This window comes from Acidimangrovimonas sediminis (genome assembly GCF_002871005.1).
In the GTDB taxonomy this organism is placed as follows: Bacteria; Pseudomonadota; Alphaproteobacteria; order Rhodobacterales; family Rhodobacteraceae; genus Acidimangrovimonas; species Acidimangrovimonas sediminis.
The window spans coordinates 133,565-147,662 of sequence record NZ_PHSN01000018.1; the positions used below are offsets into that span (position 1 = coordinate 133,565).

7 protein-coding genes are annotated in these 14,098 nt (G+C 69.9%); all 7 read left to right on the top strand.

Annotated features, from left to right (window positions below):
- The first annotated feature begins 41 nt into the window (after positions 1-41).
- The gene (locus CVV76_RS17280; RefSeq protein WP_102225924.1) at positions 42-1,817 is read left to right on the top strand and encodes a type I secretion system permease/ATPase; all 1,776 of its coding nucleotides are present in this window, start codon (positions 42-44) and stop codon (positions 1,815-1,817) included.
- 3 nt (positions 1,818-1,820) lie between these two features.
- Positions 1,821-3,683, top strand: coding sequence for a calcium-binding protein (locus CVV76_RS25620; RefSeq protein ID WP_102225925.1), 1,863 nt, complete (start codon positions 1,821-1,823; stop codon positions 3,681-3,683).
- 42 nt (positions 3,684-3,725) lie between these two features.
- The gene (locus CVV76_RS17290) at positions 3,726-5,024 is read left to right on the top strand and encodes an HlyD family type I secretion periplasmic adaptor subunit (protein WP_102225926.1); all 1,299 of its coding nucleotides are present in this window, start codon (positions 3,726-3,728) and stop codon (positions 5,022-5,024) included.
- Positions 5,025-5,287: 263 nt separating this feature from the next.
- The gene (locus CVV76_RS17295; RefSeq protein ID WP_158243192.1) at positions 5,288-6,520 is read left to right on the top strand and encodes an acyltransferase family protein; all 1,233 of its coding nucleotides are present in this window, start codon (positions 5,288-5,290) and stop codon (positions 6,518-6,520) included.
- Between the two features lie 155 nt (positions 6,521-6,675).
- Complete coding sequence (locus CVV76_RS17300) at positions 6,676-8,064, top strand: serine hydrolase domain-containing protein (protein WP_102225928.1); 1,389 nt, start codon at positions 6,676-6,678, stop codon at positions 8,062-8,064.
- 142 nt (positions 8,065-8,206) lie between these two features.
- Positions 8,207-11,653: a transglutaminase family protein gene (locus tag CVV76_RS17305; protein WP_102225929.1), complete on the top strand. Its 3,447-nt coding sequence runs from the start codon at positions 8,207-8,209 to the stop codon at positions 11,651-11,653.
- A 12-nt stretch (positions 11,654-11,665) separates the two neighbouring features.
- Positions 11,666-14,095 (top strand): circularly permuted type 2 ATP-grasp protein, encoded by a 2,430-nt coding sequence (locus CVV76_RS17310; protein WP_102225930.1) that lies wholly within the window; start codon positions 11,666-11,668, stop codon positions 14,093-14,095.
- The last annotated feature ends 3 nt before the right edge of the window (positions 14,096-14,098 follow it).

A 14,098-nucleotide genomic window follows, 5' to 3' on the forward strand; every position in this document is an offset into this window, starting at 1 on the left:
CCGTATTTCATCACGCTTTCGATTGAACCGGGGACCTTACCATGAGCACCAAGCGCCGCCGCACCCGTGCCAGCGACGAAACCGTCTCGGAACGGCTGGGCCGTTATCGCGGGCTGATCCTGTTCCTTCTCGGCCTGTCCTTCGTCATCAGCCTTCTCGCCCTCACCGGCTCTTTCTACATGCTGCAGATCTATGACCGGGCGCTGACCTCGGGCAGCGTGCCGACGCTGGTCGCGCTGTCGGTCCTGGCGATCGGCCTCTATCTGTTCCAGGGCATGTTCGATGTGCTGCGCAACCAGATCCTGGTGCGCGTCGGCGCCGGGATCGACACCCGGCTGGCCCCGCTGGCCCACCGCGTGGTGATCGAGATGCCGCGCTACGGCTATTCCAATGCCGAGGCGCTGGAGCGCGGCCGCGACGTCGACACGATCCGCAGCTTCGTCTCGGGCGCCGGCGCGGTGGCGCTGCTCGACCTGCCGTGGATGCCGCTTTTCCTGGTCTTCGTCTGGCTCCTGCACCCGGTGCTGGGCCTGATGACCCTTGGCGGCGCGCTGGTGCTGATCGGCCTGACCATGACAACCGAGATCCTGTCGCGCCGCGCGGGGCGCGACCTGCAGAAGGCGGGCGTCGCGCGCAACGCCATCGCCGACAGCAACACCCGCAACGCCGACGTGCTTCAGGCCATGGGGTTCGCCTCGCGCGCCGTTCAGCGTTACGACGCGGCGAATTCCGCCCACTTGCGGCTGCACGCAAGGACCAGCGACATCACCGGCACCCTTGGCGGCATGTCCAAGGTGCTGCGGATGATGCTGCAATCGGCGCTCCTGGGCACCGGCGCCTATCTCACCATCAGGGGGCAGCTCTCGGCGGGTGCGATCATTGCCTGCTCGGTTGCCTCGTCGCGCGCGCTGGCGCCGATCGAGATGGCGATCGGCAACTGGAAGGGCTTTGCCGCCGCCCGCCGCAGCCTGGCGCGGCTGAAGGAGACGCTGGCCACCCTCGACGACGACGACGGGATGATCCGCCTGCCTGACCCGCACCTGTCGATGGATGTCGAAGGGGTGACGATCGTCGCCCCCGGGACCGGCGCGGTGCTGATGAGCGACGTGTCTTTCCGGATCGAGGCAGGGCAGGCCGCCGGCCTCATCGGGCCCAGCGGCGGCGGCAAGACCACCCTGGCAAAGGGGCTGGTCGGGATCTGGCCGCTGCTGCGCGGTGCGGTTCGCCTCGACGGCGCATCGCTCCACCAGTGGCGCAGCGATCAGCTTGGCGCCGAGATCGGCTACCTGCCGCAGGATGTGGCGCTGATGGAAGGGACGGTGGCCGAGAATATCTGCCGGTTCGACCCCGAGGCGGATCATGCCGACATCGTGGCCGCCGCGCAGGCCGCCGCCGCGCACGAGATGATCCTGCGGCTGCCCGAGGGGTACCAGACCCAGCTCGGTCCGTTCGGGACCGCGCTGTCGGCGGGTCAGCGCCAGCGCATCGGCCTTGCGCGGGCGCTTTACGGCGACCCGTTCCTCGTCGTGCTGGATGAGCCGAATTCGCATCTCGACGCCGAGGGCGAACAGGCGCTGACCCGGGCGATGCTCAACGTGCGGGCGCGCAAGGGAATCGTCATCGTCATCGCCCACCGGCCGGGCGCGCTTGCCGCGGTCGATCTGGTGGGCGTGGTGCAGGGCGGGCGTCTCAGCAGTTTCGGGCCCAGGGACCAGATCCTGAAGGGGCCGGCCGACGTGCAGCAGATGCCGACGACGGCGGGGGCCGCACAGGCCCGGCGCCCGCCCGGCACCTCGCAGCTGGCAGTGGAGGGTTGACCCATGGACGACGAGCTGAGGATCGGCATTCCCGACGACGAGGCCGCCACCGCGCCGAAGCGGCGCTTTCGCGCGGGCGAGGCGGAGACGCGGTCGCGCCTGCGCGGCTTTGCCCCACCCTTGCTAATGGCGCTGGGGCTGTTCGGTGGCAAGCTGTTCGCCCCGGAGGCGGCCCGTTCGGACACCGCGCGCGATCACGATGCGCCGGAAGATGCGGCGCCGGGGGAGGCCGCGGAAAGCCCCGCCGACCGGCCGGGGCGGCCCGACCCCATGCCCGTACCTGCGGTCGCCGGCGGCAACGTCGTGCCCTTTCCCGACGCACGGCGGGCCCCTGCGCCCGTGCCGACGGCGGAAGGGGCGGGCGTGGTTTCCACCGATGACGACACGCTGTTCTTCAATCCGGCAGGCGGCGGTGACGGAGGCGGTCACGGGCCCGGCGGCGCGGCGGGAGCTGCCTTGGGCGATGACGGCGCCGTGCCCGCGGATATCTTCGGCCGGCGCATGCAGACACAGGGCACCAGCCTGGCCGACCGGCTTGGCCCGATCCGCTTTTCCGCGGGACGCCCGGACGAAACGCTGATGCTCGCCGCGGCGGCGGCCCTGCTGGCGGGTGGTGCGGATCTGGCGGCGATGGCCGCCGGGGCGCATGCGCCGCCGCCCGCCGCAACGCCGGACGGCCCCGCACCCGTCGCGTCGATGCCGCCGACGGGGCAGGCCGCGGCCGGGGAAGGCGAGATCGAGGCGCCGCCTGCCCGGCCGGCCCCCACCTATACCGCGGGGACGGGTGGGGACGACACCCTTCACGGCAAGGAGGAGGACGACGTCATCGAGGGCTTCGCGGGCGACGACCGGATTGATGCCGGCGGCGGGGCCGACGTCGTTCTTGCCGGCTACGGCGCCGACGATGTTCAGGGCGGTGCGGGCGACGATATTCTCCTCGGCGGCGCGGACGACGATGTCCTGCACGGCGGCACGGGCGATGACGTGCTGTTCGGCGGCGCCGGAAACGATCGGCTCTATGGCGACGCCGGGAACGATACGCTGCGGGGCGGCGACGGGGACGACAGCCTCGACGGCGGCGAGGGCGGCGACGACCTTGCCGGAGGCGCGGGGAACGACACGCTGGCAGGCGGCGCGGGCGACGACCTTCTTGACGGCGGCGCCGGGGCGGATGTGATCGAGGGCGGCGACGGGGATGACCGCATCGTACTCTCCTCGGCCGCGGAGGTGGCGGGCGACAGCTGTGACGGCGGTGCGGGGAGTGACACGCTCGATCTTTCGGCGCTGGAGACCGGGGTGACGGTCGACCTTGCGCGGGGCCTCCTCGTCGTCGCACCGTCGCAGGGGGACGTGGCGGGTGACGACGTAGGGGGCGAGACGGGCGGCGGAACGCCCGCCGCGCTGGTCACCGCCGCGTTGTCGGGGATCGAGAACGCGATCGGCGGGGCAGGTGACGACGTCCTCGTCGCAAGCGCCGGGGTCAACGTTCTGACCGGGGGCGCCGGGGCGGATCGCTTCGTCTTTCCCGGCGCCTGGTCGATCGCCAACACAGGCCACGGGATCGACCTGATCACGGATTTCGAGGTGGGCGACCTGCTCGACCTGTCGCGGCTGCGCATCCTCGGCGACACCATGGCCTCGCTCAAGCTCTATTTCCTCGACGCCGCGACGGGCGAGGTGCCAGGCCTCGGTGCGGTCTACGCGCTGCAGGCGGAGGAGGGGGCGGAAACCGAGGTGACGCATGTTCACGCGCGCCTCGGACAGGACGGGGACAGCCAGGGAGAGGGCGATTACGAATTCGCACTGAGCGGTACCTACCACCTGCAGGAGCGCGACTTCGTGTTCGAGGATCAGCATCTGTCGTGACCGCGTGGTGCGGGTCGCGGCGGCATTCCGGGGGGAAAAGACATGAGATCGAGGAAGACAAAGGCGGCCGAGGGCTTTGCGCTGCGGGGGCGGCTGATGGTGGCGGGGGTGTTGCTGGCGGGCCTTGTCGGGCTTTGCGGCGGCTGGGCGGTTCAGGCCAAGCTTTCGGGCGCGGTGATCGCGCATGGCGAGGTGGTGGTGCGCGCGCAGCTCAAGCATGTGCAGCATCCCGACGGCGGCATCATCCGCGCGATCCTGGTCGAGAACGGCGACAAGGTGCGCGCCGGGCAGGTGGTGATGCGGCTCGAGGATACCCAGCTTCGGGCCGAGGCTGCGATGATCGACAGCCAGATCGCCGAGTTCAGCGGCCGGCGGGCGCGGTTGATCGCGGCGCGTGACGGCGTGGACGAGATCGCCTTTCCCGCCGGCTTCGACACCGATCCCGCGACCGCCCCGGTGGCCGCGGGTGAACGCCGTGTCCACCTGCAGGACCGCGCGATGCAGGTGCTGCGTCGCGATCAGATGCAATCGCAGATCGGCCAGCTTGAAGAGCAGATCCACGCGCTCGAGGCGCAGCAGATTGCCAACGCCAGCCAGCGCCGCCTGCGCGCCGCGGATTTCGAACGGCAGTCGTCGCTCTTGTCGCGCAAGCTGGTCGATGTCGGCCGCGTCAGCGAGATCGAGCGCGATCTTGCCCAGCTTGACGGCAAGGCGGGCGAGATAAAGGCCAACATCGCCCGGCTGCGTGGCCAGATCTCCGAAACGCGGCTTCGGCTTCTGGAAATAGATCACCAGGCCCGGACCGAGGCGCAGAAGGACCTGCGCGACATCGACGCCAAGCTGGCGGAACTGGCCCAGCGTGCCATCGCCGCGCGCGACCGGCTGTCGCGCACCGAGATCCGCGCCCCGATCGCGGGGGTGGTGACCGACCTCGCCGTTCACAGCGAAAAGGGCGTGATTGCGCCGGGCGAGCGGGTGATGTCGGTGGTGCCCGAGGGCGAGCTTCTGGTCGAGGCGCGGCTGCCGGTCACCGATATCGACCAGGTCCGGGTGGGGCAGGCGGTCCGGCTGCGCTTTTCCGCCTTCAACCAGCGCACCACGCCCGAGGTGGCGGGAGAGGTCGCGGTGGTCGCGGCGGCGGCCAGCACCGGGCCCGCCGACGGCGTTTCTTACTACCTCACCAGCGTGCGGATGACCGAAGCCGCCGCGCTTCCCGAGGGGCGCCGGCTGGTGCCCGGGATGCCGGTGGAGGTGTTCTTCCAGACCGGTCAGCGCAGCGCGCTGTCCTACCTCGTCAAGCCGGTCGCGGACCAGGTGTCGCGCTCGATGCGCGAGGACTAGGGGCGCGCCCGTCCGCCGCCGCCCGCCGGACCCCCGCGGCGGAGGCGGTGGCGGACGGGATCTTTTCGCCGGAATTTGTCCCGAAATACGAAACGCACTGGTTCGAGACCCGTCCTTGTGTGATCACCGAGGCATGCCAAGCTGACCCGAGGGGGTGAGTCCGGGCAACCGGACACGGCCTTCGGGGTAACGTGCCGCGAAACTGCGACCGGTCCGGAACCCCTGTGGGGCGAGGACGCCCGTATCGGTGGGGCATGGTCGAGGTGCAGAAAATCCCGCAAACACCGGCGCCGGATACCCGCGTCGCGACCGGCTCCGTGCGGGCGCAGCGGCGGACACCGGCGCGTACCGTCGCCTCGCTCGATCTCTTGCGGCTGCTCGCGGCGTTCCTGGTGGTGGTCTACCATTACTACTTCTACGCCGGGATCGAGACCGGGCGGGGCGGGATCGCGGATCTGATCGGGGTACCTGTCTCCTACCCGTCGCTGGTGCCGTACCTGTGGTGGGGCTGGGTGGGCGTCTACGTCTTCTTCGTCATCTCGGGTTACGTCATCACGCTCTCCGCAGAGGGGCGCGGTGTCGCGGATTTCGCGATCGGGCGGTTCACCCGGCTGTTCCCGGCGCTCTTCGTCTTTGCCAGCGCGGCCTGGCTGGTCGTCCTCTGGACCGGCGTCCTGCCGGCGGAAACCGCGACGCTGCGCTACCTCAAGGCGCTGGTCCTGTCGCCCAAGGGGCCCTGGATCGACGGCGGGATCTGGACCCTGACGGTCGAGGCGATGTTCTACCTTCTGATCGCCATCGTGATCGCGCTGGGGGCGGACCGCTGGTTGCCGCGCGCTGCGCGGCTGATTGCCTATGGGCCGGCGGTGCTGGTCGTGGTGTCGTTTGCCGCGGTGGAGCTGCAGCTTGGCGGCCCCGCAGCCCGCGTCGCGCATCTGTTCGACAGCTATGCCGCGCGGTTCTTTCTTGTCTCGACCGGGTCGTTCTTCGCCACCGGCATGCTGGCTCACGAGATCCGCGCCCGGGGTCTGACGCCCGAGCGCCTGCTGTCGCTGGGCGTGGCCTGCGTCACCTCGGGCGCGGCGCTCTATCTCCTCAGCCTGCACAAGCCCGGGGTCGTCGACTTCGGCATGCCGCCGCTGCTGCCGACGCTGATCTGGGGCGGGGTGACGCTTGCCGCGCTCTGGGCGATCGCCGCCGAGGCGCGGCGCCCGGTCGGCGCCGGGCTGCGCAGGCTTGCCCGGTCGGTGGGGCTGATGACCTATCCGCTCTACCTCGTGAACCAGATCACCGGGGCATTCCTGATCGCCACGCTGCTTGGGCTGAGGCTCGCGCTGCCCGAGGCCAGCGCCATTGCGATCGTGCTGATCTTCCTGATCAGCTTCGGGTTCGCGCGCTGGGTGGAGCCACCGTTCCGCCGTCTGCTGACCCGCGCCCTGGATGCCGGGCGCCACCGCTTGCGGGCGGGCCGTGCCCGGCGGCGCAGGGCGGCCTGAGGGCCTTTCTCGGGGTAGCCAACAGCCCACCTTTCCGCATCGCCGTTCACGCCCGCGCGAGGCGGACCGCGCTGACCCCACGTCGCGCGGGTGCCCCCCTTGGCAATGTCGGTCCGGCTGGGGAGAGTGGACCCGCGGGGATCGGGGAGGATCGGATGCGGACATTCGGGCGCTGGCTCGGCAGGCTGACCATGCTTGCGCTGGTCGTGGTGGTAGCGGCCTACATCTACCTCGTGATCTCTCCGCCGACGCTTCTGCGGGTCGGCGGAGGATACGCTTCCAAGATCATCTGTTCTTCGGACTTCCTTCAGGGGCGCGACCCCGAGCGGGTGCTGAAGACCGACGTGCAGGCACCGGGCAATCCGCTTCTGCGGCTGATGGTGGTGGAGACCGACCGAGCCAAGCGCCTGGTCCACGCCGCTTTCCTGCGCCTGATCGGTCCCATGGAGGCGGTCGCGCGTCCGGGGTTGGGTTGTGCCGTCGCGCCCGATGGCGATGCCGCCCGTGCCGCGGATCAGGCGGCCCCGCCCGCGCCCGGCCCGGCGGAAAGTACCGCGCCCTGGCCGCAAGGATCGGGCGGAGCCGCCGCGCAGCACCCGAAGCTTGCCGCCGTGCTGGCCGACGATGCGCTGGCCGGGCCGGGGATGCGCGCCATCGTGGTGATCGAGGACGGCCGGCTGGTGGCGGAACGCTACGCCCGCGGCTTCGACGCGAAGACCCCGCTCCTTGGCTGGTCGATGACCAAGAGCGTGACCGCGGCCCTTGTCGGCACGGTGGTGGGGGCGGGCAAGCTGCGCGTGGACCAGGATGACCTGATGCCGCAATGGCAGGGCGACGGCCGCGCAAAGATCACCGTGGGCGACCTTCTGTCGATGTCGAGCGGCCTGCATTTCAACGAGGATTACGGCGACGTGTCGGACGTGACGCGGATGCTGTTCCTGGAGCCCGACATGGCCCGCTTCGTGGCGGATCAGAAGCTCGACCATCCGCCGGGCACGGTGTTCAACTATTCCACCGGCACCGCGGTGCTTCTGTCGCGGATCTGGCAGAACGCGCTGGGTGATCCCAAGCTGGCGCTGGACTGGCCACGCAAGGCGTTGTTCGGACCGGTCGGCATGGGCAGCGCGGTGCTGGAGACCGACGAGGTGGGCACCTTTGTCGGTGGCTCGTACCTCTATGCGACGGCGCGGGACTGGGCGCGGTTCGGACAGCTTCTGTTGCAGGGCGGGGCGTGGAACGGCCAGCAGGTGGTGCCAAAGGACTTCGTGCAGATGATGCGTACCTCCTCTGTCGCGGATCCGGTCTATACCAGGGGCATGCTGTGGCTCGACGGACCGGAGAGCGACATGGACGTCGGCAACGATCAATCGGAATACGGTCTGCCCATAGGGACATTCTGGCTGGAGGGGCATGACGGGCAGACTGTGACGGTAATCCCGTCGGCCGGGATGGTGGTGGTGCGCATGGGCCTAACCCCGGGGCGGGAGCATTACCGGCCCCAGCGCCTTGTCGCGGCGCTCCTGAAGGCCGCCGGACGGCCCTGAGCGCGTCTGACACCAAGGGGCACCGCGCCTCGCCGCTGCTTTCTGCGCCCGCAAAAAGGCCTTGGCCCCGGCGGTCCTTCTGTGGAACTCTCGACAACGGGGGAGACCATCGGAACGTGCAGGCGGGAACGGGCAGGGCGACATGTCGATCAAGGCGAGTATCTATCACCTCACGCATTATAAGTACGACCGCCCCGTCAGCCTGGGCCCGCAGATCATCCGCCTGCGCCCCGCGCCGCATTCCCGCACCCGCGTGATCTCGCACTCGCTGCGGGTCTCGCCCGGTGGGCATTTCGTCAACCACCAGCAGGATCCCTATGGCAACTGGCTCGCCCGCTTCGTCTTTCCCGAACCGGTGACCGAGCTGAAGATCGAGGTCGACCTGGTGGCCGACATGTCGGTCTACAACCCGTTCGACTTCTTCGTCGAGGAAAGCGCCGAGACATGGCCGTTCGACTACCCGCTCGACCTGTCGGACGACCTGTCGATCTATCGCAAGCCCGAACCCGCCGGGCCGCTGCTGCAGAAGTTCCTAGACACCGTTCCCCGCACGCGCGAGCGCACGGTTGATTTCATTGTCGGCCTGAATGCCAGGGTCTCGCAGGAGGTGGGCTACGTCATCCGGATGGAGCCCGGCGTGCAAACGCCCGAGGAGACGTTCGAGACCGGCAAGGGTTCGTGCCGCGATTCGTCGTGGCTTCTGGTGCAGGCGCTCCGCCACCTCGGCTTTGCCGCGCGCTTTGTCTCGGGCTACCTGATCCAGCTGAAACCCGATCTGAAATCGCTCGACGGCCCTTCGGGCACCGATGTCGATTTCACCGACCTGCATGCCTGGTGCGAGGTCTACCTGCCCGGCGCGGGATGGGTCGGCCTTGATCCCACATCAGGCCTGTTGACGGGGGAAAGCCATATTCCGCTGTCGGCCACGCCGCATTACCGCAACGCGGCACCCATTTCGGGCGGATTCACCGCGGCGGGCCAGCCGCAGGTGGAATTCGACTTCGACATGAAAGTGTCGCGCGTGGCCGAGCACCCGCGCATCACCAAGCCGTTCTCGGATGCCGCGTGGGACGACCTGAACACGCTTGGCCGCAAGGTCGACGACCATCTCGCCAAGGGCGATGTGCGCCTGACCATGGGGGGTGAACCCACCTTCGTCTCGATCGACGATTTCGAGGCGGACGAGTGGAACACCGGCGCCGTGGGCCCCACCAAGCGCGGCTTTGCCGATCAGCTGATCCGCCGCCTGCGCGACCGCTTCGCGCCCGGCGGTTTCCTGCATTACGGGCAGGGCAAGTGGTACCCGGGCGAAAGCCTGCCACGCTGGACCTTCTCGCTCTACTGGCGGCGCGATGGCCAGCCGGTGTGGAAGAACCCCGACCTCGTGGCGCGCGAACCCGCGAAGACCGGGGCGTCCGCCGCCGATGCCGGCCGCTTCATGGAGGCCTTTGCCGAGAAGCTGGGGATCGACGCGGAATGCGCCCAGCCCGCCTACGAGGACCCGGGCGAGTGGATCCTGAAGGAGGCGATGCTGCCCCCGAACGTCTCGCCCGAGAATTCCAGGCTGAAGAACGCCGAGGACAGGGCGCGCTTTGCCCGCGTGTTCGAGCGCGGGCTGACCGAACCGGCGGGCTACGTCCTGCCGATCCAGCGCTGGCAGGCGCGAGATACCGGTTCGCACTGGCGGTCCGAGGTGTGGCGGGCGCGGCGCGGGCACCTGTTCCTGATCCCGGGCGACAGCCCCGTGGGCTTTCGCCTGCCGCTGGGCGCACTGCCCTATGTGCCGCCCTCGGCCTATCCCTATTCCTACCCGGCGGATCCCACGATCCCGGTGGTGCCGCTGCCCGATTTCCACTCCGAACTCGCCCAGCGGCGCGAGCGGTTGCGCGCCGAGATCGCCCGTCTGGCCGAGGAAGAGGCCGCGCGAGAGGCCGAGGAACAGGCGCGGATGACCCCCGACGTGACGCCTGGGCGCGACCAGCCGGTGGGCACCGAGACCGCCGACGACACCCGCCGCCAGACGGTGATCCCGCAGGGCGTGGACCCTTCGGGCGGCGCCGTCCGAACCGCCATCGCGATGGAGCCGCGCGACGGCCGCCTGTGCCTTTTCATGCCGCCCTGCGATGCGCTCGAGGATTACCTGGAACTCATCGCCGCGGCCGAGGAGACCGCCGCCGACCTTGACCTGCCGATCCATATCGAGGGCTATTCACCACCGCATGACCCGCGCCTCAACGTGATCCGCGTGGCCCCCGATCCCGGCGTGATCGAGGTGAACATCCACCCCGCCCATTCGTGGGACGATTGCGTCGCCACGACCGAGGCGATCTACGAGGAGGCGCGCCAGTCCCGCCTCGGCGCCGACAAGTTCATGATCGACGGCAAGCACACCGGCACGGGCGGCGGCAACCACGTGGTGGTGGGGGGCGAGACGCCGAACGACAGCCCCTTCCTGCGCCGGCCGGATCTGCTGCGCTCGCTGATCCTGCACTGGAACCGGCACCCCTCGCTTTCCTACCTGTTTTCGGGCCTCTTCATCGGGCCGACCAGCCAGGCGCCGCGGATCGACGAGGCGCGCCACGACAGCCTTTACGAGCTGGAGATCGCGCTGGCGCAGATCTCCGCGCCGCCGGAACTGGGCGGGCAGGGGACGGTGCCACCGGCGTGGCTGGTGGACCGTCTCTTGCGCAACATCCTGATCGACGTGACCGGCAACACCCACCGGGCCGAGATCTGCATCGACAAGCTCTATTCCCCCGACGGTCCCACCGGGCGTCTGGGGCTGGTGGAATTCCGCGGTTTCGAGATGCCGCCCAATGCGCGCATGAACCTGGCCCAGCAGGTGCTGATCCGCGCCCTGATCGCGCGGTTCTGGGAAAGCCCGGCGGGTGGCAGCCTGACGCGTTGGGGCACCACGCTGCACGACCGCTTCATGCTGCCGCATTACCTGTGGCAGGACTTCCTCGACGTGCTGGAGGATCTGCGCACCCACGGCTACGACCTCTCCCCCGAGTGGTTCAAGGCACAGGCCGAGTTCCGTTTCCCCTTCTGCGGCGAGGTCGAGGCCGAGGGGGTTCACCTGGAGATCCGGCAGGCGCTGGAACCCTGGCACGTGCTGGGCGAGACCGGCGCGATCGGTGGCACGGTGCGCTATGCCGACAGCTCGGTCGAGCGGCTGCAGGTCAAGCTGACCGCCGCCGACCCGGGCCGCTACGCCGTCACCTGCAACCGCCGCACGGTGCCGCTGAAGCCCACGGGCGAGGCGGGCACCTCGGTCGCGGCGGTCAGGTTCAAGGCTTGGCAGCCGGCGTCGGCCCTGCACCCGGTGCTGCCGATCGACGCGCCGCTGACCTTCGACATCTACGACACCTGGACGGGGCATGCGCTGGCGGGCTGCACCTACCATGTCGCCCACCCCGGCGGGCGCAACTACGAGACGTTCCCGGTGAACGGCAACGAGGCCGAGGCGCGGCGGCTTGCGCGGTTCGAGGCCCATGGCCATACGCCGGGCCGCTACCGTCCCGCGCCCGAAACGCCACACCCGGAATTTCCCATGACGCTCGACCTTCGTCGCGCGCCGGGGGTGTGATACGGGGCCCGCATGAACGATCGCGCCCCTCCTCCGCAGCCCGCGCCCGGCACCCCGGGCAACGCCCCCGACCCGGTGGCGCAGCTTCTGGGCGATTATGCGCCGCTGCCGGGGATGGCGGATGAGCTGATGGACGGGGGCGGCTGCCTCCGTCCGGTCTGGCAAAGCTTCATCGCGCATCTCGCCAGTCTCGACGAGGCCACCCGCGCCGCCCATTTCGCGCGGGGTGACCAGTACCTGCGCGACGCCGGCGTGTTCTACCGGCTTTACAACGAGAGCGGCTCGACCGAGCGGGACTGGCCCTTGTCGCATGTGCCGGTGATCGTGGCCGAAGAGGAATGGACCGCGATCGCCGAGGGGCTGACGCAGCGGGCCGACCTGCTGGAGCGCGTGGCGCAGGATCTTTACGGGCCCGGGCAGCTGGTGGCCGACGGGCACCTGCCGGCCGCCCTGGTGGCGGGAAACCCGGAATGGCTGCGCCCGCTGGTGGGCGTCGTGCCGCGCTCGGGCTATCACCTGCATTTCCTGGCCTTCGAGATCGGGCGCAATCCCGATGGGTCGTGGTTCGTGCTGGGCGACCGGACGCAGGCGCCCTCGGGCGCGGGGTTCGCGCTGGAAACCCGGGTCGCGACCACGCGCATCTTCCCCGAGCATTTCGCCCAGGCCAACGTGCACAGGCTGGCGCCGTTCTTCCGTGCCTTTCGGGATGCGCTGAACGGGCAGCAGGCAGGCGACGGCGACCGGGTCGGCATCCTGACCCCGGGACCGATGAACGATACCTATTTCGAACACACCTACATCGCCCGCTACCTCGGTTTCATGCTGCTCGAGGGCGAGGACCTGGTGGTGCAGGACGGCCGTGTCATGGTACGCACGGTGGCCGGGCTGCACCCGGTCAGCGTGCTCTGGCGCCGGCTCGACGCGCGCTATGCCGACCCGCTGGAGCTTGATCCCGCGTCGCAGCTGGGCACTGCGGGGATGGTCGGCGCGATCCGCGCGGGCAACCTGATGCTGGTCAACGCGCTGGGGTCCGGCGTGCTGGAGACGCGGGCGCTGCAGGCCTTTCTGCCCAAGATCTCGCGGGTGCTGCTGGGCGAGGAGCTGAAGCTGCCCAACATCGCGACTTGGTGGTGCGGCGATCCCGCGGCACGCGCCTATGCCGCGCAGCATGCCGGGCGCATGACCGTCGGCCCGGCGCTTTCGACCGGCCTGCCGTTCGACGCTGACACGACCGAGCTTGACGACGCGGTGCAGGCTGCCGGCATGGACACCGCCGCCTGGCTGGCCGAGCGCGGCGGCGGCCTTGTCGCGCAGGAGGCGGTGACGCTTTCCACCGCGCCCGCGCTGGAAGAGGGCCGTCTTTCGCCCCATCCGATGAGCTTGCGCGTCTTCCTCGCCCGCGCGGGCGATGGCTGGCACGTGATGCCCGGCGGCTTTGCCCGGATCGGGCGGGGCCGCGATGCCCATGCGCTGGCGATGCAGCGCGGCGGGGCGGTGGCCGATGTCTGGATCGCCTCGGACGGGCCGGTCGAGCCCGACACGATGCTGCCGGGCGAGGGCGGCGGGCGCTTCCGCCGGCGCGAGGTGACGATGCTGCCCTCGCGCGCGGCCGACAACCTGTTCTGGCTGGGCCGCTATGTCGAGCGGGTCGAAAGCAACGTCCGCCTGCTGCGCGCCTATCACCTGCGCCTGACAGAGACGGCCAACCCGGATGCGCCGCTCCTGCGCGGGCTGGCGGATTTCCTCGAGGTGCACGACGTCGACGTGGCGGCCCCTTTCGCGACGCCACTGTTCGACGGAATCAGCCGGGCGCGGGGCTGCGCCGGCAAGGTGCGCGACCGTTTCGCCATCGACGGCTGGGCCGCGCTGGGGGAGCTGTCGGATTCGGTGGAGTCGCTGTCGGCCATCGACTTGCGCGGCGACGATGCGGCGCGCGCTCTGGGACGGCTGCTGCGCCAGACCGCCGCCTTCTCGGGCCTCGTGCACGAGAACATGTACCGGTTCATGGGATGGCGCTTCCTTTCCATCGGTCGGGCGCTGGAACGTGCCGATGCGACCGCGCGCCTGCTGTCCACCTTCGCCGATCCCGAGGCGGTGGAGGGCGCGCTCGACCTCGCGCTCGAGGTGGGCGACAGCGCGATGTCCCACCGGCGGCGCTATTCCGTCTCGACCCGGCGCGAGACGGTGGTCGACATGCTCGCGCTCGACGATCGCAATCCGCGGTCCATCCTCTACCAGCTGACCGAGGCGATGGAGCAGATCCACGCCCTTCCCGGGAACGAGGGGCAGATGCCGATGACGCCGCTGGCGCGACGCCTGCTTGAGGTGCATACGGGCCTTGCCGTGCAGGTGCCCGAGACGCTGGATACCGAGGGGCTGATCGCCCTCGGCGGCCAGATCGCCGAGGTTTCGGGCCTGGTCGAGGAGGCCTATTTCGGCTGAGCC